This is a genomic window from Moorena producens 3L (assembly GCF_000211815.1).
Classification (GTDB): domain Bacteria; phylum Cyanobacteriota; class Cyanobacteriia; order Cyanobacteriales; family Coleofasciculaceae; genus Moorena; species Moorena producens.
Map to the genome: position 1 here is coordinate 324,721 of NZ_GL890840.1, position 21,677 is coordinate 346,397.

At 43.5% G+C, this 21,677-nt stretch carries 15 protein-coding genes and 1 pseudogene; 8 read left to right on the plus strand and 8 right to left on the minus strand.

Annotated features, from left to right (window positions below):
• The first annotated feature begins 406 nt into the window (after positions 1-406).
• Positions 407-1,162 (plus strand): hypothetical protein, encoded by a 756-nt coding sequence (locus tag LYNGBM3L_RS07875; RefSeq protein ID WP_143764197.1) that lies wholly within the window; start codon positions 407-409, stop codon positions 1,160-1,162.
• 142 nt (positions 1,163-1,304) lie between these two features.
• Here the strand turns inward: LYNGBM3L_RS07875 and LYNGBM3L_RS07880 are convergent, their stop codons facing one another.
• Positions 1,305-1,592 (minus strand): 2Fe-2S iron-sulfur cluster-binding protein, encoded by a 288-nt coding sequence (locus LYNGBM3L_RS07880; RefSeq protein WP_008181143.1) that lies wholly within the window; start codon positions 1,590-1,592, stop codon positions 1,305-1,307.
• Positions 1,593-1,768: 176 nt separating this feature from the next.
• Here LYNGBM3L_RS07880 and LYNGBM3L_RS43020 point away from each other — a divergent pair, with 176 nt between their 5' ends.
• Entirely contained in the window at positions 1,769-1,912 is a 144-nt protein-coding gene (locus LYNGBM3L_RS43020; RefSeq protein ID WP_154659709.1) for a hypothetical protein, read from the plus strand.
• Between the two features lie 401 nt (positions 1,913-2,313).
• Here the strand turns inward: LYNGBM3L_RS43020 and LYNGBM3L_RS34735 are convergent, their stop codons facing one another.
• Together LYNGBM3L_RS34735 and LYNGBM3L_RS43025 are read right to left on the minus strand one after the other, a co-directional pair.
• A complete protein-coding gene (locus tag LYNGBM3L_RS34735; RefSeq protein ID WP_008181148.1) occupies positions 2,314-2,613 on the minus strand; it encodes a hypothetical protein in 300 nt (99 codons plus the stop codon).
• A gap of 6 nt (positions 2,614-2,619) precedes the next feature.
• A complete protein-coding gene (locus LYNGBM3L_RS43025) occupies positions 2,620-2,769 on the minus strand; it encodes a hypothetical protein (protein WP_008181150.1) in 150 nt (49 codons plus the stop codon).
• Positions 2,770-4,219: 1,450 nt separating this feature from the next.
• Between LYNGBM3L_RS43025 and LYNGBM3L_RS07890 the strand changes: the two genes are divergently transcribed.
• The 4 genes from LYNGBM3L_RS07890 to LYNGBM3L_RS07905 all read left to right on the plus strand — a co-directional run bounded on the left by LYNGBM3L_RS07890 (position 4,220) and on the right by LYNGBM3L_RS07905 (position 12,846).
• Positions 4,220-5,290: a response regulator gene (locus LYNGBM3L_RS07890; RefSeq protein WP_008181152.1), complete on the plus strand. Its 1,071-nt coding sequence runs from the start codon at positions 4,220-4,222 to the stop codon at positions 5,288-5,290.
• 223 nt (positions 5,291-5,513) lie between these two features.
• A complete protein-coding gene (locus tag LYNGBM3L_RS07895) occupies positions 5,514-6,047 on the plus strand; it encodes a chemotaxis protein CheW (protein WP_008181153.1) in 534 nt (177 codons plus the stop codon).
• A gap of 152 nt (positions 6,048-6,199) precedes the next feature.
• Complete coding sequence (locus tag LYNGBM3L_RS07900) at positions 6,200-9,622, plus strand: methyl-accepting chemotaxis protein (protein WP_008181156.1); 3,423 nt, start codon at positions 6,200-6,202, stop codon at positions 9,620-9,622.
• Positions 9,623-9,669: 47 nt separating this feature from the next.
• The gene (locus LYNGBM3L_RS07905) at positions 9,670-12,846 is read left to right on the plus strand and encodes a hybrid sensor histidine kinase/response regulator (RefSeq protein ID WP_008181157.1); all 3,177 of its coding nucleotides are present in this window, start codon (positions 9,670-9,672) and stop codon (positions 12,844-12,846) included.
• A 176-nt stretch (positions 12,847-13,022) separates the two neighbouring features.
• On the opposite strand, the gene LYNGBM3L_RS07910 is transcribed toward LYNGBM3L_RS07905, so the two are convergent.
• The 3 genes and pseudogenes from LYNGBM3L_RS07910 to LYNGBM3L_RS47090 all read right to left on the minus strand — a co-directional run bounded on the left by LYNGBM3L_RS07910 (position 13,023) and on the right by LYNGBM3L_RS47090 (position 16,402).
• Positions 13,023-13,559 (minus strand): hypothetical protein, encoded by a 537-nt coding sequence (locus LYNGBM3L_RS07910; protein WP_008181158.1) that lies wholly within the window; start codon positions 13,557-13,559, stop codon positions 13,023-13,025.
• Between the two features lie 2,323 nt (positions 13,560-15,882).
• Positions 15,883-16,194, minus strand: a pseudogene (locus LYNGBM3L_RS07920) (hypothetical protein); the annotation flags it as partial.
• Positions 16,163-16,402 (minus strand): hypothetical protein, encoded by a 240-nt coding sequence (locus LYNGBM3L_RS47090; RefSeq protein ID WP_143764198.1) that lies wholly within the window; start codon positions 16,400-16,402, stop codon positions 16,163-16,165. The gene LYNGBM3L_RS47090 and the pseudogene LYNGBM3L_RS07920, both read right to left, overlap by 32 nt.
• A 1,193-nt stretch (positions 16,403-17,595) precedes the next feature.
• On the opposite strand from LYNGBM3L_RS47090, the gene LYNGBM3L_RS34740 reads away from it, so the two are divergent.
• A complete protein-coding gene (locus LYNGBM3L_RS34740) occupies positions 17,596-19,113 on the plus strand; it encodes a serine/threonine protein kinase (protein ID WP_008181165.1) in 1,518 nt (505 codons plus the stop codon).
• Positions 19,114-19,244: 131 nt separating this feature from the next.
• Here LYNGBM3L_RS34740 and LYNGBM3L_RS07935 read toward each other — a convergent pair whose 3' ends face one another.
• A complete protein-coding gene (locus LYNGBM3L_RS07935; RefSeq protein WP_008181167.1) occupies positions 19,245-20,513 on the minus strand; it encodes a cyclic nucleotide-binding domain-containing protein in 1,269 nt (422 codons plus the stop codon).
• Positions 20,514-20,657: 144 nt separating this feature from the next.
• Positions 20,658-21,128: a GNAT family N-acetyltransferase gene (locus LYNGBM3L_RS07940; protein ID WP_008181172.1), complete on the minus strand. Its 471-nt coding sequence runs from the start codon at positions 21,126-21,128 to the stop codon at positions 20,658-20,660.
• Positions 21,129-21,350: 222 nt separating this feature from the next.
• Here LYNGBM3L_RS07940 and LYNGBM3L_RS07945 point away from each other — a divergent pair, with 222 nt between their 5' ends.
• Positions 21,351-21,539, plus strand: a complete 189-nt coding sequence (locus tag LYNGBM3L_RS07945) for a CPXCG motif-containing cysteine-rich protein (protein WP_008181174.1) — start codon at positions 21,351-21,353, stop codon at positions 21,537-21,539.
• Positions 21,540-21,677 lie beyond the last annotated feature (138 nt).

Below are 21,677 nucleotides of genomic sequence, written 5' to 3' on the forward strand. Positions count from 1 at the left end.
TATATCATATAATTAAGTAAGCTTGATTAGTTTTTTCAAAGTCTTAGGTTTAATCCGATATCATAAGGTTTGGTAACTTCTGAATGTTATTGAATACCAATGCTACTATACTTAATGTCACTTTCAAATTCATACAACAAAAAAAAATATGATTTTTAGGGGATATTTAAATCAATGAAAATATTCATCATATAAATAATATAAATAGCTGGCTAAAACCCTAACAAAAAAATATATATAAATGAATAAAAATTAACCAGGCCAAGCATTAACATTAATCATCCCCAAAAATTACCAAAATAAATTTTGATTTGTTAAACTTTAATTTAATCACAATTTTATGCAACTATCGACTATGCACAAAACCTTTATTTTTATTTGTACAAAAAAAATAGTCAAACAAAATATGACCCATTTGTTAAAAGGGGTATTTAGCATCTTTATACTCTTACTTTTAAGTAATGGATGCACCCAGCTTCCATTACCAGGACGGCAATTAACTAATCGATTACTCGGTCAATCTTCCAAAGCAATTTTTCAGCTTAGGGTGACCAAATCAGACCGTCCGGGGATCTACACCGTAGCAGGAACCACGAATCTTCCCGAGGAAATTCCCATCACGGTAGCAGCGATTCGCTATTTGCACCCTAATCAACAGCTCTCTTTCAACAGAGACGCAAATTTTATCTATTCAATTCTGGCTTATCAAAATGTCGATGTAAAGAAGGGAAGATGGCAGACCGACTTGAAACTATGGCAAATTGCACCAGACGGTCAGTTTCAAGAAGTCTGGCAAATGGATCAGTCCAAACTTGGGTTATCACTAAAACCAGCAGAGGAAGTAACCTTTGTAGCCACCCTCGCCCCCAAAGAGTCCCTCTGGGAACTAGAAGAGGACTTAAAGAAGCAGCGAATAACCCTAGCAAGCAGCCTGATCAACAATACATCGGATGGTCAACGGTATGTCCAGGCACGTCAAATTCTGTCCGTTGCCTTACCCACCGGTCAGACCAAACCACCTGAACCTAGACCTGAGGATATTAATGATGGCTGGGGCAAGCGGTATCTGCTGCTACCAGAACCACCGATTATTTATAAGCTTGACAAGCCTAGTCAACGTCGAATCGATGCTCCCCTTTCAACTCCTGAGTTTTTACAATGATATCTGGTTTAAGGAGTGATGGAGTGATGGAGTGATGGAGTGATGGGGTGATCACTCCATCCCTCCGTTCTTGTGCTTGGACAAAAGATAGTGTGGAAAGGGAATTTTCCTCACCTGTTTATCCCCTCATCTGTTCATCCCCTCACCCCTTGAGAGTACTGATACTAATATCGCCCATCACAACACACTGGCAAGCTAGACGTGCGTGAGGATTGTCTGGAGCTAACACATCAAGCAAATCCTGCTCATCAGCTGTGATAGGTGTCAGGTTTTCAATGCCCCTGACTACCTCCATTAGACAGGTTCCACAGGATGCTTCCCGACAACCAAAAAGAAGGGAAATGGGATGCTCATCGCAGATGTCAGCTAGGTTTTGGTTAGGTTCGACCTCAAGGGTTTTTTGATCGTCTTCAACGTGAATACTCACCATAGCAACAATTTGGGTCTTTCATTTATAACATTACTGGAGCAGGAGCTGGCACAAGTTTGGGCGTTGCTGAATCTTCGAATGAATAGGAGTAGAGTGGGCATCCTGCCCGCCGGAAAATATATTGAAACTGGCAAGATGCCAGTTCCACCAAGATGCCCATTCCACAGGTGCGACCCGTGGCGAATTTAATTCGCCAAGGTCAAGCGCACCTAAAAACTCTTAAAATCATTCCATTATTAAGCAACGCAAGGTGCATAGCCAACAACTATGGGATTGCCTGGAAATTCTGGCAAATATTCTGGATTAACTCCCCAACCTAAAGTGATTACTAATTGAACATCTAATCCCATACAAGCTTATGCAATCATTTTAAAAACCCAAAAAGCCGAGTTTTTAGATTTACCATAGAAGCATAAATTAACGGTTATCAAGTTAATTTTTCAGAAGTAAAGGGAATTGATTCTAGACTAAATTAATTTGAATAATGATACGGACATGTAAAATTAAAACAAGACGGTAGTTCTTTTCTGGGAAATTCAAATTCAGCAGGCTGTTGACTAAGTTGAGCCAATTGATAATAGTGTTGATTCACCTTATAGGGAGATAAATTCCACTGTTTACGATGATCATGAATAACTTTTCCCAGAGATTTACCCAGAAAAGAAACCAGTGCATAACCTAGTCTGTTCCGTAGAAGTTCCCGCCATGAAGGGTCATAATTTCAGGATGTGGTAAAGGGAGGAACACTTATTTCCCGATTCAGCATTAAGGCAGTGGATACACTAACAAAAGGAATGTTTAGATAGTCAGCGATAGTTCCTCCTTCTGGAGAAGCTTGATCGACTAACAATACCTCTATACCTGCTGTTTTAATTACTTCTGGGGTATCCCTAAGAGACATTTTGGCTACATTTAAAAACCAATTCATTGTATAATGTAATGCCTTAATTCCACTCAGATTACCTAGTTGAGTAAATACGTCTTTTGTTGTTCCTTTGGGAAAATCAGACTTGCCAATCACCTGAAATTATAATCCTCTGGCTAGAACTTTTGGTTGAGGGTCTTCAATTCCTAATACGGTGACGCGATGACCACGCTGTTTCAGTTCGTAACCTAAAGTAGTGATAGGGTTAAGATGACCAGAAGCAGCAGGACAAATTATGCCAAAATGAGTCATGATATTTGATCAGCAAAATACGTTTGGAATGGGTGCATCTCAGTTTTGCAATTATGCAAAAATTCGGGAGAAAATTCCCGCGCCCCCGCCCCGCGCCCCCGCCCCACAATTGAGATATTTTTTACAAATATGAGATGCACCCTTTGGAATTGAGTTTATAGCTATAGCCCGATTTAATGGGACTTGAGAAAAAATTCAGCTCAAATGTAACCTAAACTGGCTTTGTAAGGGATGAATAGCTTCCCATACTTGTCTAACCAATTGATAAAACGACAAGATATGGGGTAGGAACTGCTTCCGCAGCATTCCTAGCCTTGATTGTTAATTGTTAACGATAGCTAGCATCGAGATCAGTTTATTCCTAAAGTTATTCCTATAATGGGGGACAATTACTCCCAGGATAGACTGCGGCAGTAACGTCTTATTTAACCTAACTATTTTTTTTGCGTCTCCCTGTAGAGCGGGAAACGTCTTGACCAAATCACCCTGCTGATGGAAAGCACTTCTTTGCTGGCAATCACACAAAGTAATTACTATATTAGTATACTAATATACCTCATATCTTGCACTAGCCCCCCAAACTCGTGCATAATAGGGTTATATAGGGGCTATATAAATGTAGACGCTTTCTTCGACTTGCCGTAGGCTAGTCCTACTTCAGTGTGCAAGTTAAGTGTGTAACAGCTGATTCGAGCTCCACCAACTATAACTTGAAAATAATGCTATTGACAAGTGCAATTTTGGTTATATTAACTAACTTGTCGTTAATGTCATTAGCCAAATCTTAAAGTGATTTTAGCTAAGCTCCTGATTGATTAGAGCAGTACTTCTGACTATCACGATAAATTCCGAGACTTTTCCCCTGACCCCTTGTTAGGTAATATTTTCTGCCAGCCAGTAAATAGTCACTGATTAATTACACTAACTTCATCCATTGAAAAAACTATTTATATAAGCTTTACACAGATGATAGACAACCTTGTTATGATAATGGACAACGAGTGAATTTTTGGTTAATCTAGTGTTGGGAAAGTTTTTCTGTCCCTACAGGGTGTATCCAAGTTTACTATAGTTACCCTTCACTCTTGGATGTCATGGTGCAATGCAAATGACGATTCACCCCTCAATTTTTTTGGAAAAACTTAAAACCGTTTAATTTTTGAATCTCAGCTCCCATTCATTTCTGAGATATAGAATTCAGGTAAGCAGCTACTACCTAAGTTAATTAGGTAATTTTTACTAGTCACATCACATGACCTATTGTACAGTTTTAGTTTGGGTATGGCTGTTATTTGTGTAGAAAATCGATTTTTAGTTAAAAAAATAATTTAACTTCAAGAAAACTTTCCGGAATCTACTCTAGCTAGGATGTAGCTAACTATTAACCCAAGCAAATCAATCATTAGTATTGATTTTTTTCATCAATTGATTTACAGCGGATTAGATAAAAATGAACTCCACCTACATCAATAGCTACAGGCATGATAAAAAACTAAACCCCCTTTCCTTATTGGCTCAATTATCTAGTCGCCATGCCAATGGATGTTTACAAGTATCTAGTGGTTCAGTTTCTTGGTCAATCTATCTAGAAAATGGTCAATTAATTTATGGCTCAAACTCGATCAACCCCTTTGATCGCCTAGACCATTACTTATCTCGTCTAAGTCGTAGAATTCCTACCCTTGTTAGTGCGGTTCGGGTTCAGGTTCGCCTGATCTTTGAAGCCAACTTAAACAGTCATTCAAATTATCCTTCAGATTACCAAGCAATTTGTTGGTTGGTCAATCAAAATTATCTGAATTCCGTTCAGGCAGCAAGTCTGATCGAAGAATTGGCTGAAGACGTAATCGGTTCTCTGCTGTCAGAGAAAGAAGGAACTTACCAATTACTGGAAACTAATCCATCTGAGGATTTGCCTAAATTTTGTAGGCTTGACCTTCGCACAATTGTTGAACACTGTTACGAACAGTTACAACATCAGCACTCTTCTAACTCAAAGCCAGTGAATAATCCCTATAGCTCTAATTCTGTAGTCCCAATCGGAAATTCTACACCATTGAACTCAATTCACGAATCCTCTCTAAATAACTCGGCTCCATTAGAGCAGAGATTTCAGCATCATACCTCGGTTAATCAACAACCAACGTCTACCAGTAAAACTTACAAGATTGCTTGCATTGATGATAGTACAAGTGTTTTAAATGCCATCAACTCCTTCTTAGAAGATAAAAGTTTCTCTGTTGTCATGATTAATGACCCAGTTAGGGCATTAATGCAAGTTATCCGCATTAAGCCTGACCTAATTTTGCTCGATGTTGCCATGCCAAACTTAGATGGTTATGAGCTATGTTCTCTGTTACGAAAGCATTCACTTTTTAAACATACCCCAATTATTATGGTAACAGGGAATACTGGTTTCCTAGACCGAGCTAAGGCTAAACTTGTTGGAGCATCTGGTTACTTGACTAAACCGTTTAACCAATCCGATCTCCTCAAGATAGTGTTTAAACATCTCAAATAATCATTGGGTAACTATCTACTTTATATCTATGAAGGATAAAAAGCTGAATTCGGTGTTGATTTATTAAGACATTTAGGGTGGTTTTATAAATACATATCCCTCTATAGGTTATTACTATAGATTATTTTATTGGTTATAGTTGACCTAACCAATACTTTGACAAACTCACCAATTATAAACTCACCAATTATTGGTCTCCTCACATAGGTTAACTTGTGAATTAATGAATACCTCAGCCCTAGCCCATACCCCCCAGACCTGGTCTCAGTTAGCTAGTATAACCAAACCATCTGAAGAACACAATAATATCGGGGATGCTTATCTTAAATTTTTGTTAAATGAACAAACCCCTGCGGTTATATCTATGCATCAAGCCCAGGAAGTTCTAGTCTTGCCCCAAGAGCGTCTGACCCCCATGCCAAATATGCCCTTCTACGTACAGGGGTTGATGAATCGGCGTTCTCGTGTGTTGTGGGTCATTGATCTAGCTCAAATGCTAGGTTTACCGACGGTAGAAACCAATGTTCAACAGTACAACATAGTGACGCTCCGTAATCAGTCAGCGTCTTTAGGGGTTGCCGTCCAAAGCATTGAAGGGGTGTTGCGACTAACACCCGATTGTATTCAATCTCCACTGGGACAAGTGTCATCGGGTTTGGTTCCCTACTTACGAGGATGCGCTTTGCAAGAGCAAGAAATTTTGTTAGTACTAGATGGTTTGGCAATTATGGCTTCATCTCTTTTACACAACACCTAATTTAACGGGAATTGACTTAAGCTCAATGGGAGCTGTTAATTGTTGATTGTTAATTTAATACTATCCGAAAATAGACCATTTTTTTAAAATATAATAGATATATCAATGCTTTTATAAAAACTAAGTTAGTAGCCAGGTAATGGTGCTTTTTTATGGTGAAACAGTTTGATAAATCAATATATAATAATGAAATTAATAAGGATTTAACTAGTCAGGGGGTAACCCAAGACAGGTATCGTCACCATGCCGAATTGGACTCAGTTATAAATGTGACTAGGACAGAAGTAACCCAAAACTCCAATCAGGATGGGGTTGAGCTTATAGGCTCCACTGAACCACCTAGCACTTCCAAAAGCTCTGGGGGTCTTAAACTCAGCTTAAAAACTAAAGTAACATCATTATTAATCACCCTAGGCACTATTCCTGTACTACTGATTGGCTCTATTGCCTATAACTTAGCCAACCAATCTATTACCGAAGAAATTTCCCAAAACAACATTGCTAGGGTAGTTAGCCTAGAAGACAAACTCAACGGCTTCATACAAGAACGCTATGCGGATATTCGATTTCTAGCTACGCTCCCAGTTTTTACTAATTCCAGTCAACAGCAGACCAGCTCCCTTTCGGAAAGACAAGCCTTATTATTAAACCGCTACCAAGACATTTACCAAGTCTACGACAGTATAGCTGTTTTAGACTTAACAGGCAAAGTCATTGCCAAATCTAATCAGACTCCCGTAGATAATCCCAGCTCCCGGTCTTATTTTGAGCAGGTGATCAACACCAAACAACCGGCGATTAGTCAACCGACACAGTCGGATGCGTCTGGTCAGTTATCCCTTTACTTAGCTGCACCGGTACTTGACCAAAATACAAAAGAGCTGGTCGCAGTTATCCAATCCCGGATGCCCATCCAATACCTTCAAGATTCGATTAACCTGATGGGCCGCGGACGCGAAGAACTTTACTTAATCAACACCAGCAACGGTAAAATTTTTCTCTCCAACCAAAGCAATATCGTTAATCAGCCCCTAACCAAGGTATTCCCTGACGCCAAGGAACTGCTAACTGCTGATAAACCAAATACTCTAGTCACATCTGATCAGGTCAAAAAGCATCAGGATCTGCTAGCGTATACCCCCTTTAGTAAAAACAACGATTTAAGTAAAATCAACGATTTACCAGACCTGCCCTGGGTCGCAGTGATGGCCACCCCAGATGCGATCGCATTTCTGCCCCAGCGGCAATTACTCCTCACCCTGACCCTGGGAACCTCCCTGACCACCTTATTAGTTGCTGCAGTAGCTGTCTATCTCGCTAACCGGTTGACCAGTCCCCTGCTAGCAGCTACCAAGGCAGTGAAAGCCCTTGGCGAAGGGGAACTGGATACCCGTTTGGAGCTGCTGGGAACCGATGAGCTGGGGGTACTTGGGTCAAATATCAACCGCATGGCATCTCAGCTACAGACCCTAGTTGCTAACCAACAAGCTTCCCTAGACAAGGCTCGGTTATTTGCTGATGTTGTCACCCATGCTGCCAAACCTGATGAGAAAGCCCATGCCTTTGATTTAGTGGTGAATGCTGCTAAGGAAAAGTTAGCTGCCGACCGGGTGGTGATCTATTATTTTGACCCAGGCTATCGGGGAACCATTGTGGCTGAAGCGGTAGACTCCCATTGGCCAAAAGCGATCGCCCAGGAAATCACTGATGCTTGTATTCCCAGAAAATTGCTGGAAGCCTACCGCAAGGGACGGGTTGTGCCCACCAGTGATGTCCAAGCGGTGAAATATGCCTCGGGCCATATGCAGTTGTTGAACCGACTGCAAGTGAAGGCAAACCTGGTCGTCCCGATTGTGGGGGTCGATAATCTAATTGGCTTATTGGTAGCCCATCAGTGTTCTAGGACTCGGGTATGGCGCACCGATGAGATTGACTTTCTACAGGAATTAGCCACCCACTTAGGACTAGCCTTAAGCAGTGCCAGTCTCGCCACACTGAAGACTGCTGAAGCCGACCGAGCTGGGCAAGTAATTGAGATTACCTCCGGTATCCGGCAATCCTTCACAGTCGAGGAAATCTACCAGTCAGCCATCAGTGGCATCCGAGAAGCTCTGAAAACCGACCGAGTTTTAGTCTATCTGTTTGACGAAAATTGGCAAGGAACCATTGTCGCCGAATCTGTGGGTCATGGCTGGCCTAAATCCCTAGGAGCAGAAATTGCTGACCCCTGCTTTGCCCACCAATATGTGGAAAAGTATCAGCAGGGTAGAGTTACTGCCTTGGATAACATTTACCAGGCAGGCTTGAGTGATTGTTACTTCGGTCAACTTGAACCGTTTAAAGTCAAAGCTAACCTAGTCGCCCCTATCTTAGGGGAGGAAAAATTACTGGGACTGTTGGTCGCCCATCAGTGTTCCGGTACCCGGCATTGGCAAGAATCAGACATCAATTTTTTCAGGCAGATGTCGATTCAATTGGGCTTTGCCCTTGAGCAAGCCAAGCTAGTAGACCAGCTCAAACAAGCCCGCACTGCTGCGGAAGTAGTTTCCCAGGAGCAACAGCAACAACGGGAAGCCCTACAGTTGCAACTGTTAGAACTGGTCAATAAAGTGGAAGGAGCTGCCCAAGGTGACCTAACGGTAAGGGCTGAGATCCTCAGTGGGGAAATTGGCACTGTGGCTGACTTCTTCAATGCCGTAATCGAAAGTCTACGAGGGATTGTTACCCAAGTCAAAACTGCTGCCACTCAGGTAAACCAGTCCGTTGGGGACAATGCCGGAGCTATTCATCAACTCTCTGAAGCCGCTCTCCAACAAACCCAGGAAATCACCCACACCCTAGATTCTGTGGCTCAAATGACTAGTTCTATTCAAGAGGTAGCCTTCAACGCCCGCCAAGCCGCTGCCGTCGCCCATACCGCTGCCAACACCGCCCAAAGCGGCACCCACGCTATTGAGCGCTCTGTTGCCAGTATCATAATTTTGAGAGATACTATAGCAGAAACTGCCAAAAAAGTCAAGCGCCTCGGGGAATCCTCCCAGCAAATTTCCCAAGTGGTGGCATTTATTAACCAAATTGCCCTGCAAACCAACCTATTATCCATCAACGCTGGCATAGAAGCCGCCCGAGCTGGGGAAGACGGGCAAGGATTTGCCGTGGTTGCCGAAGAAGTTGGGGAACTTGCTGCTCGCGCTGCCACGGCCACTAAAGAAATTGAACAAATTGTAGACAACATCCAACAAGGCACCTCCGAAGTTGTGGAAGCTATGGAACTGGGGACTACCCAAGTGGTCGAAGGCACCTATCTAGTTCAAGAAGCCAAAGACAGTTTTCGTCAAATCCTCAACGTCTCCACCCAAATCGACCAATTCATTCAATCCATATCCCAAGCTACCGTTTCCCAAGCGGAAACCTCAAGCGCTGTGACAAACGTAATGAAAGACATTGCCCAAATCTCAGAACGCACCTACCAGTCAACAGAACATATCTCCCACTCCCTCCAAGACACTGTCAGTATTGCTGAAGAATTACAAACATCGGTTGGCAAGTTTAAAGTTGCTCAGAATTATGACTAATGACCAATAAACACTAACCACTAACCACTAACCACTAACCACTACACATGTCACAGGACAAAGAACTGGAAATTCAGCTACAGTTTCTCGAAGAGGCAAAGGAATACTTAGATACCATTGAATCGGTGCTGCTGGGTTTAGCCAGCGCTCCCATTGATAGTCAGAAAATGGATGGGATTCTGCGAGCAGTTCATTCTGTCAAAGGGGGAGCTGGGATGATGGGATATGGCACCTTGAGTCACCTAACTCACCGCTTAGAGGATTCATTTAAAGTTCTCAAGGCTAAGAAAAATGCGATCGCAATCGAAAACCAACTCGAAACTCTACTCCTACAGGGGGTAGACTGTCTGCGCCAGGTACTTGATATCAACCGCCAGGGCAATCGGGTAGACTGCCAGTGGCTAGAAACCATAGCTAACCCAGTATTTGATCAACTGCACGAGATTCTAGGGGACCCGGTCGCAGATGATGCTACGACTATGCTAGGAGCAGAGGATGGCACTAATGTGACTGCCATGCTGTTTGAAACAGAAGTGGAAGGGTGTCTAGCTCGCCTAGAAGGGGTGTTAGCAGACCCCGAAAGACCCTGCTTGCTTGAAGAAGTGTCCATCATGGCTCAAGAATTAGGCGGGTTAGGCGAAATGCTGCAGCTTGAGGCTTTTAGCCAGTTGTGCGAAGACATCAATCACCAGCTAGAAGCTGCCCCACACCAAGTGGAAGCGATCGCCCAACAAGCTCTAATGGTGTGGCGGCAATCCCAGGCTTTGGTACTGGTAGGTCAACTGACTCATTTACCCCGCCGCCTGGAACCTAGGGAGTTTCAGGAGAATGAAGGAGGAGTTACAGACCCAGGGGTGGCAGAGGAAGCTATATTAGTTGGGGAATTGGAAACCGATCAGCCAGAACTAGTCGGACAAGGGGATGAGGCAGACCAGCCAGACCAAGAAGACCAGCCAGACCAGCCAGACCAGCCAGACCAGCCAGACCAAGAAGACCAAGAAGACCAGCCAGACCAGCCAGACCAGCCAGACCAGCCAGACCAGCCAGACCAAGGGGAAGTAAAGGTATTTCAATGGGTGGATAGCAATCTCAACATCTCTTCCCCCTCTGCCTTCTCTTCCCCCTCTGCCTTGTCTTCTCCCCCTCCCTTGTCTTCCCCCCCTTCCCCTGAACCCATCTTCCTGAGGGAGAACAATCAGGAAGACTCCTCAAAAGACCCACACCAGGAAAATACTGTGCGCATTCCTGTGCGACAGTTGGATCGACTAAATGACTTGTTTGGAGAACTGACTATCGAGCGCAATGGTCTTTCGCTGCAACTGGGACGACTGCGCACCCTAGTAGACAACCTCAGCCGCCGGGTCAATATTCTCGAAGCTTCCAATCACAAGCTGCGCACATCTTATGACCAGATTGCCACCCCAAGAGGAATGGCAGCAAGACAGGGGGATGGGGAAACCAGCAAATCTGAGGGACTTTTCCTGCCATCTTCTGTATCTTCTCCCGCCGCTTCTGACACTTCCCCTGCTTCCCCTGCTTCCCTAGCTATTACTGTTCAAGGGTTTGATGCCTTAGAGATGGATTCCTACAGCGACTTGCACCTGCTATCAAGGGAGGTGATGGAAACCATTGTTCAAATTGAAGAAGTTACCAGCGACTTGGAATTGACCCTAGACGATACTGATAGCATTGCCCATGAATTAAACAAAACCGCCAAGCAGCTGCAAACCAATCTTACTCAGGTTCGGATGCGTCCCTTATCTGATTTAGTGGGACGATTTTCCCGAGCTTTGCGGGACTTGTGTGTCGAGCATGGCAAACAAGTAGAACTGAAGGTAATGGGGAAAGGTACCCTGATTGACCGCACCATCCTGGAAACCCTGAGTGACCCCCTAATGCATTTATTGCGCAATGCCTTCGACCACGGCATTGAAGACCCTAGCACCCGTCAGGCTATGGGGAAACCGCCAAAGGGAACTATTGAAATCAAAGCCACCCACAGAGGGAATCAGACCCAGCTTACCCTCCGTGATGATGGCAAAGGCATTAATTTAAGCAAAATCCGAGCCAGAGCAGAGGAAATGGGATTAGACCAGGAGCTGCTCGCCAGCGCCAGTGACCAGGAATTGCTGTCCCTGATTTTTGAACCCGGATTTAGTACCGCTGATCAAGTCACCGACCTATCTGGTCGTGGTGTGGGGATGGATGTAGTGCGCAACAACCTCAAGCAAATCCGGGGGGATATCCGAGTCGATACCCAACCCGGTTGGGGAACGACCTTTACCCTCACCGTCCCCTTTACCCTATCGGTAGCACGCATCCTTTTAGTGGAAAGTAACGGTATGCTCTTGGCATTTCCCATCGACGTGATTCAAGAGATGCTGATGCTGAAATCCCAGCAAATCTTAACCACCCTAGGCAACGAAGTCATAAACTGGCAAGGGAAAATGGTGTCCCTGATTCGCCTGAAAAAGTGGCTGAAATTTTACTGTCGCCGTCGGGTCACCACCCTAGAAGAAACCCCGAGCATTAACGAACCTACTATTCTAATTATCAATCAAGCCGAGCAATTAATCGGCCTGTGTGTAGACCGCTCCTGGGGAGAGCGAGAAGTTACCGTGCGTCAAGTAGAAGGAACCCTAGGGTTACCTGATGGATTTAGCGGCTGTACCATTCTCGGCAACGGTCGAGTGGTTCCCCTGGTAGACGCCAATGCCATGGTACGCTGGATAATCAGTTGTCAGCGCACCAGTAACCTAGAGAGTTTATCCCCACAACATTGCTCCACCTCAAAGGGATTTGTGGAGCAACAACCTCCCTCCCTCGGGATACAACCAAGTACCAAAGACACTATCTTAATTATTGACGACTCGATTAACGTGCGCCGGATGTTGGCATTGGGGTTAGAAAAAGCTGGGTATATTGTAGAACATGCCAAAGATGGTCAGGATGGGATAGAAAAACTGCTTCGGGGATTAGAGGTGAAAGCCATTATTTGTGACATCGAAATGCCCCGGCTGGATGGCTACGGCTTTTTAACTCGGGTCAAAGAAGAGCCGAGCTTAAAGACCTTACCCATTATTATGCTCACCTCCCGGAGTGGTTCTAAACATCGGAAACTAGCCATGACTTTAGGCGCATCTGCATATTTTTCTAAGCCTTACAATGAGCGGGATTTATTGAAAACTTTAAATGAAATGATTGTAGAAGACGTATTGATTTAATATTGCTGGTCAGATCATGTCCGGTTGACTACTTATCATTTTTAGTTGTTCGTCAATTAATAATTAACGATTAATAATTAACGATTTACCTAAAGACGAAGTGATTAACCGGACTCGACTCCATCGCTTATTTAGTCAAAGTTTCAGCGTTAACGAGGGTGCTATTGAGATCAGACTTAAAAAATAACTCTTCCTAGCTCAACTCCACCAAACTCGACGATATTGCTTGAGCTTCTCCGAACCAGGGAAGTCTGCACATAGTAGTAGTAATTGAAATGGTCAAAGGTATGACCTGATTCACTACTGGTTGAACTTCCCTGGAAGGTATAAGCAGTTTCGCTTCTGGTATCCGAATTAAAAACTAATCCAGAGACAGTATTAACAGCACCATCACGCTTTCTAATGCGTCGTAGTGCTGCTGTGACACGAGCATTCGTACTTCTTCCCGTCGAATCACGGTAGGAAACACTAATGTTGTTGGCACTTTTAACATTAACAGACACTGGACAAATGACAGTAATTGAACCGGTTTTTCCTGGTTTGAACTTAATCCGTCCCGCCGTGATCAGATAAAGGTCTTGTTGTATAGCAGAATCAATGGGAACACATCCTGCTCCATCCATCACCCAATCAGGAACCTGAGCCAGGGCTTTACTCGCACCAAATATTGTAGTCTGGGCCAATAAAGCTCCGATTAATAGTGCTTTTTTCATGTTTATTTCCTCATCACAACTTGCTCAAGTCAATCTGGGATGCACCTATATAGTTATCACCCAAGTCTTTCCTTTTTACGCAAGAGGATAAATTTCACCTAGAGCAGGGGTGGAGGAATCAGAAAACTCACCCCCCATCCTCTCATACCTGATTAGATATACAGATATAGCAGAAGTCAGAAGTCAGAAGTCAGAAGTCAGAAGTTAAACTCAAGCCAAACTGTAGTTTGAGACTTTTGTCATGTCCTAATTACCCTGGCGACTGCTATATATACAGAGTATGCGATCGCATTCGCTAGTTTTGCGTTGTTTATTTTGCGTTGTTTATTTTGCGTTTTTTGTTTGGCGTTGTTTTTGAATGAGTACACACAGCTTTTGAGATATCCTGCATCGATCCCTTTCCCCAAAAAAAATAAGAGAGCCGTCTTCAAGCTCTCTTGATCATCAGGGTGCATCTACCAAAAAATCCGGGAACGTGAGAGCCTCCCTTTTTTAAAGGGAGGATGAAACGGTTAGAAGTTACCGTAAGGATAGGGTCGCCTTATTACAAAAAATTTAACCCTTTTATGCAAGAGAGATTGGCCGTAGGCCACGCGGGGCGCGTTCACCCATAAAGGCGACCCTATCTATCGGTTTCGTCTCCGGACGCGACGGGTTTTAACCCGCCGTATCCGTTAACTTGGGTTCGGGTAGTCTGGCTATTAAGCTTGAGATCAATTCAGACTGAGTCATTCCGGAGACGAAACCGTAAGAGTGGGTCGCCTGGCTACCCTCTTCAAGGCGCGCGTCTGTGCCCTCTCTTACGGTAACTTCAAGCCGCGCCGTTCGGCCTCTTGTTTTAGTTGTCGTTTCTCGAAGCTAGTAATCCTAATCATTAGTCTTTCGGTTTTCATTTAGTCAAGTCATTGAGGCAGAAATCTGCTAAGATTATAGTAATAAACAAGTATTACGTCTTACCTTGACTCCGACAGCCTCTAAAAAAAATGGTGAAAAACCCAAATGATGGAAACCGTCAAAAAAAAGAGGTATGACGTGAAATTGCTAGGCAATTGATGCCAAAAAGTAGCCACACAGTTAGATTAAATTCTGACCAAGGTGGGTAGGGGAGTTTGACACTCCCACATCGGTTTATACCGAACAAGAAGTGGAGAGGCGCGGTTTCAACCCGCCTCGTAACAACCTTGTAGAATCCCCCGTGTTTTAACCGGGGGAGATGTCAAATAATCACAATATAGCAGATTCAATGAGGGGTGTCACCCCTCATTTTTATTTTGCCAAATTGCTGTGCCTTCCACTTCCAGTTAACCATTGGCACTACCTAGGACAGGTGATGAGAAAATTTAATCAATTTTGGACAGATTTTCCCTTAGAGCGTTGGTCAACTAATACAAGCTAACAAAATGCTGAACATATGAATCAAACGAAAATCTATATCATCCCATGCCCTAATTTACCCATTTACCCCTATACCCATGATCAAATTCGATTCCGGAAGAGTTACTGAGGGTGGAATATTCTCCAATCAATTTAATAAAGGACTTAGACACCAAGACCCTTAAAACCCGGTTTCTCTTATCAGTCAAAGGCTGAAATCGGTGTAATTACCATCAATAACCTGGTTTGGGGCGTAAGTCCTATAGGATTTGTCCAATGTTACGAATTCATAGGCTTTTTAAACAAAGTTTAAGTTAAGCAAATTTCTCTGAACAGAGCCTACCAAAAGTTCGGCCAAGTTGATACATTCATAAATAGGCACACAAACCAATCGCAATTCAGGACTGTGCCTCCTGTCCTGAAAAACTTACAGCCCTAGAAACTTAGTCGTAGAGATTAACAAGACAGGTAGGGTAGGGTAGGCGTTAAATAATCATGAATGGGAGTAATTCAGTTTAATTCCCACCTACTCAAGACAACTAAAACCATGTCTAGCCCTAATTGGTCGATGTTTTAACTAGCTAGTGCTCATGATCTGAAGTATCTTTATTCAGCGTCTTAGGCTAGCCAAACTGTTAAAACATCAAAAGCCAAACCACTCAGGAAAGTAAGTAATGGAGGAATATACTTTTTTGTTGAGCGTCGGCTGTAAGACTCTGTAAACCCTAGCTAGATATTTTGTTGAATAAGTATAGCCATGAACCAGGTACCGTTACCTGGTTCATGTTCGTTTTAGCCACTATCAAAAAAAACCTAACACTTTACTAATTAGAACAGCCACCCCTTTTTCAGCTCGATTGGCCTCTTGTAGGGCGCGTTATGCTACCGCTAACACACCAATCTAATACGAGATAGATGATCGAGCTGTCTGCCTGTAGAATTGAGATCGCTATTCCTGCATCCCGGCATACAACAAACGTGCAAATAGCCGTACCCCATCATCCTGCTTCAGCTCTTCATAGGAGGGGGGCTGCCGCAAGCCCACCACCCGCAGATCTGCCAGCAATTCGGGATGAAACTGACAGGTAAACGATCGCCGAACGGTTTTACTTTCAAAATCTCTGTAATTGATGCAAGTCGCAGAACACTCTGTCAAAACCTCATCATCATCCGCCGTCGAGCACAAAATTTCAACAGCATCAGGGAGCTGGATCAGCCAATACAAAGCACTATTTGCCACAATATGAAGGCTGGGAATGAGAGTCGATCACTTTTTCGAATGGCTGCCCCTTGCCCCATTCACAGCTGGGATTCTCGGACAGTAAAGAGCGAGTCGATAGAGGATTAGACGAATGGCGATCGGCCAAAAACCGTCCCAAAAGAATGTGAACGGACTCAAACTGAGAGCCACTATAGCTCAGATAACCTGGCTTGAGTCGCCAGTTACTGGGTACCGAGTGAGTAATCATAAGAATAATTTCACATTCTCTTCAGTATCTTTGTCTTCTGGAACCCAACAAGAATCGGTTCCTAAGAAACCAAGTCTAATGGCCTTGAGGCTAGAGGTGCGACACCGAATACCAGGTAAAAACAAATTACAACACCCGCCAGAAGTTATGCTGCGGTAAATGGTGTGCGATTTGCTGGCTTTAAATCAGTATCGATAAGCATTTAAGTAAAATATCATACTCAGGGACAAGTGGCAAGGTTTCGCGCCTTAACAACTGAATAACCGTGAGGGTGGTTGATGGATTTCTGTTCCTGTCATTATTATAATTTCATACTTATCCCCTTGTTTATATAAATACACCATCCAGAGTCGAAACTTGCTTTCTTAAAGCCAATTCAATTTGTTGTGCCTTCTCAGACAACCTCTGAGAAGTATCATTTGCTACATAAAAGCCCCCGTGGGTCCCCCGAGCGAGCAATCCCTCGCTCGGGGGACTTTTACCAGCAAATTGATTCTTGTTCCCCCCAAGCGAGCAATCCCTCGCTTGGGGGGTGCATCTCAGTTTTGCAATTAGGCAAAAATTCGGGAGAAAATTCCCACACTCCCCGCGCCCCCGCCCCGCGCCCGGGCCCCACACTTGAGATCTTTTTTACAAATATGAGATGCACCCAATTTGGGGGGCTAGGGGTGCAAAATTCAGTATCAAAAAACTTTTCAGATATCCTCTCAAGAGAATAGCCAGCCTTGGTAAAAATTATTCTTGCTCATCTTATCTTATCCATTACAATAGGTATTTAGGAATATTTACTGGAGCAATAATTTCATTTTTACATAGTTTAATTGTTAATATCGTTATCATCAAAACTTAAATTTCAACAATAAAATTACCTAAAACGTACTTACTATTATATTTAATATAGACTGTGTATAAAGCAAATTTTAACAACTAAGAGCTTCCTGTATCTTATCTCCTTCCTAGCACCCCTTGAAACAGCTCTGCCTTTTTAAGGCGGACGGAAGGGGGTTATTCAGCCAGAGGGATTTAGGGGAATCAGAATTTTTTGACAAACAATATATTAGCAACCGCCCCAATACTTCTGTAACTGCTACAGGACATGGTTGCTTGCTCTTATTCACAAGGCTTTTTCTTTATAGTAAGTTGTATTCACCAAAAGCTATAGTAAAAGAACTGGCTTCAACGCCTACTACACTATGCTAGAATCTGGGAAACTCCTCCAAAATCGCTATTACCTCCAGCAGCAGCTGAATGACAATCCAGTGCGCCAGACTTGGCTAGCACTGGATTCCGAGTCTGACACGCAAGTCGTAGTCAAGCTTTTGGCTTTAGGTGGTCCCGTACAATGGGACGATTTGAAACTATTTGAGCGGGAAGCGCAAATTCTCAAACAACTGGATCATCCTCGGATTCCCAAGTATCGGGATTATTTTTCCCTCGATGAGAGTATCCTGTGGTTTGGACTGGTTCAGGAGTATATCCCTGGTCTATCCCTGAAACAACAACAGTCTCAAGGGTTTAGATTCTCTCAGCAGCAGGTAAATACTATCGCAGCTGATATTTTAAAAATTCTTCAGTACTTACATCAGCTCAACCCCCCAGTCTTACACCGAGATATCAAGCCCAGCAATCTAATTTGGGGTGAGGATGAGCAGGTATATTTAATCGATTTTGGAGCAGTGCAGGCTCAACCAACTACTGCGGGTGCCACATTTACAGTGGTGGGAACCTATGGTTATACTCCCATGGAACAGTTTGGGGGTCAAGCTGTGCCTGCTTCTGATTTGTATGCCTTAGGGGTCACCTTGATTGAACTGCTGACTGGAGTGGCACCTGCTGAGTTACCTCAGGAAAATTTGCGGATTCAATTTCGTCAACTACTCGGTTCTACTGTTGAGCCTGGCTTAGTGACCTGGCTAGAGAAAATTACAGAACCAGCTGTGGAGCGTCGCTTCAGTGATGCTAAACAAGCTACTGAAGCGCTATACACTAACCCAGTGGTTCCATCAAACAACACCTCCCCAACTGGTCTGCCAGACACTGTTGTCCGTATCCATAAATCAGCAGAACAACTGATCATTGATATCCCCTCCCACTGGGAAATGATAGTGTTCAAACCCCTCAAACATGCCCTAAAACAAGCTAGAGGGGTGCTAAAGGGGGTATTTTCTTACTCACTACAGCGGTTCAAGACCTTAGAAAAGTCTAGGCAACACCGGATATTAGTTGGTGTTGGGTTGGGAGTAGTCGTAGCAATTTTACTTGACTTATTTAAGCACCTTATTCTTCAAATATTAGTAATTTTGTTAGCAATTCCAGTATCATTACTGCCTTTAGCTATCCCAATTTTTTTAGTGATGTGGATAACATCATTAAACTCAGAAAAAGACTTTTCTGAGGCAGTTCGTATTTGTTTTGATAACAAAAAATTTGAAATTACTAAGGCATCTTTGAGCCGCAAAAAATGGGATCGAGGAGAAAATTCACAAATTAAAGAGGTTTATATTACTGCCTATAGGGATGCACAAGGTAGATACCATCGGGGGATTGCGATCACTACTCAGGTAGAACGACCATCACCCTTTGGTCAAAAATCCCAAACCTACATCTTTGGCGAACAATTACCAGAAGCTGAATTGAATTGGTTAGTTGAAGAAATCCGAGCTTGGTTAGATATCAAATCTAGTGATTCATCACCAAATGCAGAAGGTTGAAAGTTTAAGGTTGAAGGTTGAAGGTTGAAGGTTGAAGGTTGAAGGTTGAAGGTTTAAGGTTTAAGGTACAAGGTTCAAGGCAAAATAAAAAACCAATCAATACCGAAATTCAGCAACTCAGGACTCAGAACTCAGCTCATGGATGACATGAAAAATGCGAACAGAAACCCCATAATCGTGGATAAGACAACGGAACTGCCTCCCAATTCATAGGCTTCTGGCATCATGGTGCTAGCCAACATTGCCAAAATTGCTCCACCAGCAGTAGCCTGAGCTAAGGCTATGAATAATTCTGGGGTATGGCTTTCTAAAACATGACCTGCCACTGCACAGATTCCGCACAGCATCACCGCCCCCATCCATAACCCAAGAATCTGAGTGGTTTTAGTTCCAGCTTGTTTCATCCCAGTAGCACTGGATAATGCTTCTGGGAAATTGGAAATAAAAACTGCTAGTAAAAATGACAAGCTGAAGTGAGAGTCCCCAGCATTCATACCGATAACCGCAGATTCAGGAATATTGTCAATCAAGGTACCGATGACAATAGCAAAAGGAGCAGAATTCTTAACTAATTTTTCTAGTATAGCTGGATCTTCTCTAATTAATAGATCCAGTTCTGCTTGAGCAATCAACTGTTGTCGCCAACGGTCTAACTTATGTTCTACGGCCACCCTAGAGTCAGTGGCAAATTGGAGTCGGCGTGCTAAGGAACGGCTGAGAGCCCAAGCTAAGTGGGGAGACCAACTCAGCACATGATTAAAATGTTCTTGGTGTAGTTGATATAACTCCATGGGAGTTTGGGCAATAACAGTGGCTGAACGGGGTTCTCCCGTGAGCAATGACACTTCACCAAATACTTCCCCTGAACCCATAGTATTAATTAATTTTTCACCTCTGAAGACTTCCGCTTTTCCGTCCACAATCATATACAGGTGATCACCAGGGGCTCCCTCCTGACAAAGAATGTCTCCAGGTTGAGCATAGACTGGTTTGAGGTAGGGAACAATAGCGTGCTTTTCCTGGGAGGGAATATTTTGCATCACCTCCACGTGGGCAATGCGATTAAGTACATCGGATACCTGTTCCTGAGTATGCTCAATTAAATAGCGACGACTAGAGGCAGGTTTGCGTAGAAAACCACCGTGCTGGTCGATATATGTGGTGATTCCAGTAAACAGGCTACCCCCCACTAGGAATCCTAGCAGGAGGGGTAAAAATCCACCATTTTCGTAAGCAGGTATGGTGATTTCAAATGCGATCGCACAAATTAAGGTTCCACTACCAAATGCCATGATGGCAGCAGAAACAGTGCGGTTCGGCTGCCAGAAAACCCCAACTAAGGCTCCCAATGCCAAACTCGAAGCTCCTAATATACCTTGAAAAAATGCGGCGGTTGCCATAGGCGGCTGGCTGCTTCCAATACTGCTTATTTTATAGCTGCATACAATAGCTCGATACAAAGTATAAAGTCTGAAGACAAAAACCATGGATGCCAAAAAATTCAGCCTTGGCCTTGGCCATAGGCCAAGCTACTTGAGGTGCCTTCATCCTTCATCCTTTGGTTGGTAGGTCATGATCGATAGAGGAATACGGAATAGTGTAGTGGCTAGTTTGGACAAGCCAAACTTAAATTTAAGGGATTTAGGTAAGTCTTGCCAGGATACTGACACAAAACCGAAACGGGTGTAAAACGGCGTCAGCCAACCCATACATTCGAGATAAAGAGGGAACTCAGCCTCTTTGATTAAATTTTCCATCAGATAACTCCCCAAGCCCCGATTGCGCCACTTAGGTGCCACAACCAAACTCCCCAATTCTTGGGCATCGGGAAAGTTGCGCAATTGTCCACAAGCCACCACACGCCCCTCAAATTCAATCACCCGAAACTGGGTCCAACGTAACTGGGTAGGCTCTAGTTTAGCAATCAGAATTAATTTAAGAATTGCCCAGGTATCCTTGGCACAGGCAGGGCGGAAAATGCATCCTGGTGGTAACGATGGAGATGCTTTACTCATCAGCTGTTATAAATTGAATTTTTGTTCATGGTTGACCATCAACCGTCAACCGTCAACCGTCAACCGTTAAACCTCAACAACAAACCACTCAATAACAAAGCACTCAACAACAAACCATCAGCATCCCAATTTATCAGTTACCGATTTCATAGGTCAGTTGTGATCTCCGTCAGTCCTGACCCAATACAATTATTGCTACACTCAAAGAAAATTCTGTAGTGAATGCAAGAGACTGCTCAATATTCCTGTGCCTATTATGGTGAAACCATTTTGACCTTTGTAGATCTAAGCGCTGGTGAACAGCAATCCTATATCGAAGATTGTCAAGTCTGCTGTCGTCCAAATATTTTGTATGTAAGGGTAGATCAAGAAACTCTCGATATTGAGATTGACAGTGATTATGATGGCTAACTAAAAGGCAGATTGACCCAAGTTCACTCTTGGTAAGGATTTATGATTAGATTTGTGGCTAGCATGGTGCGTCTACCCAGAACCTTGCTACTGATAGGGACAGTGGCGAAACTCACCCATTTGCTCAATCTTAAGGTA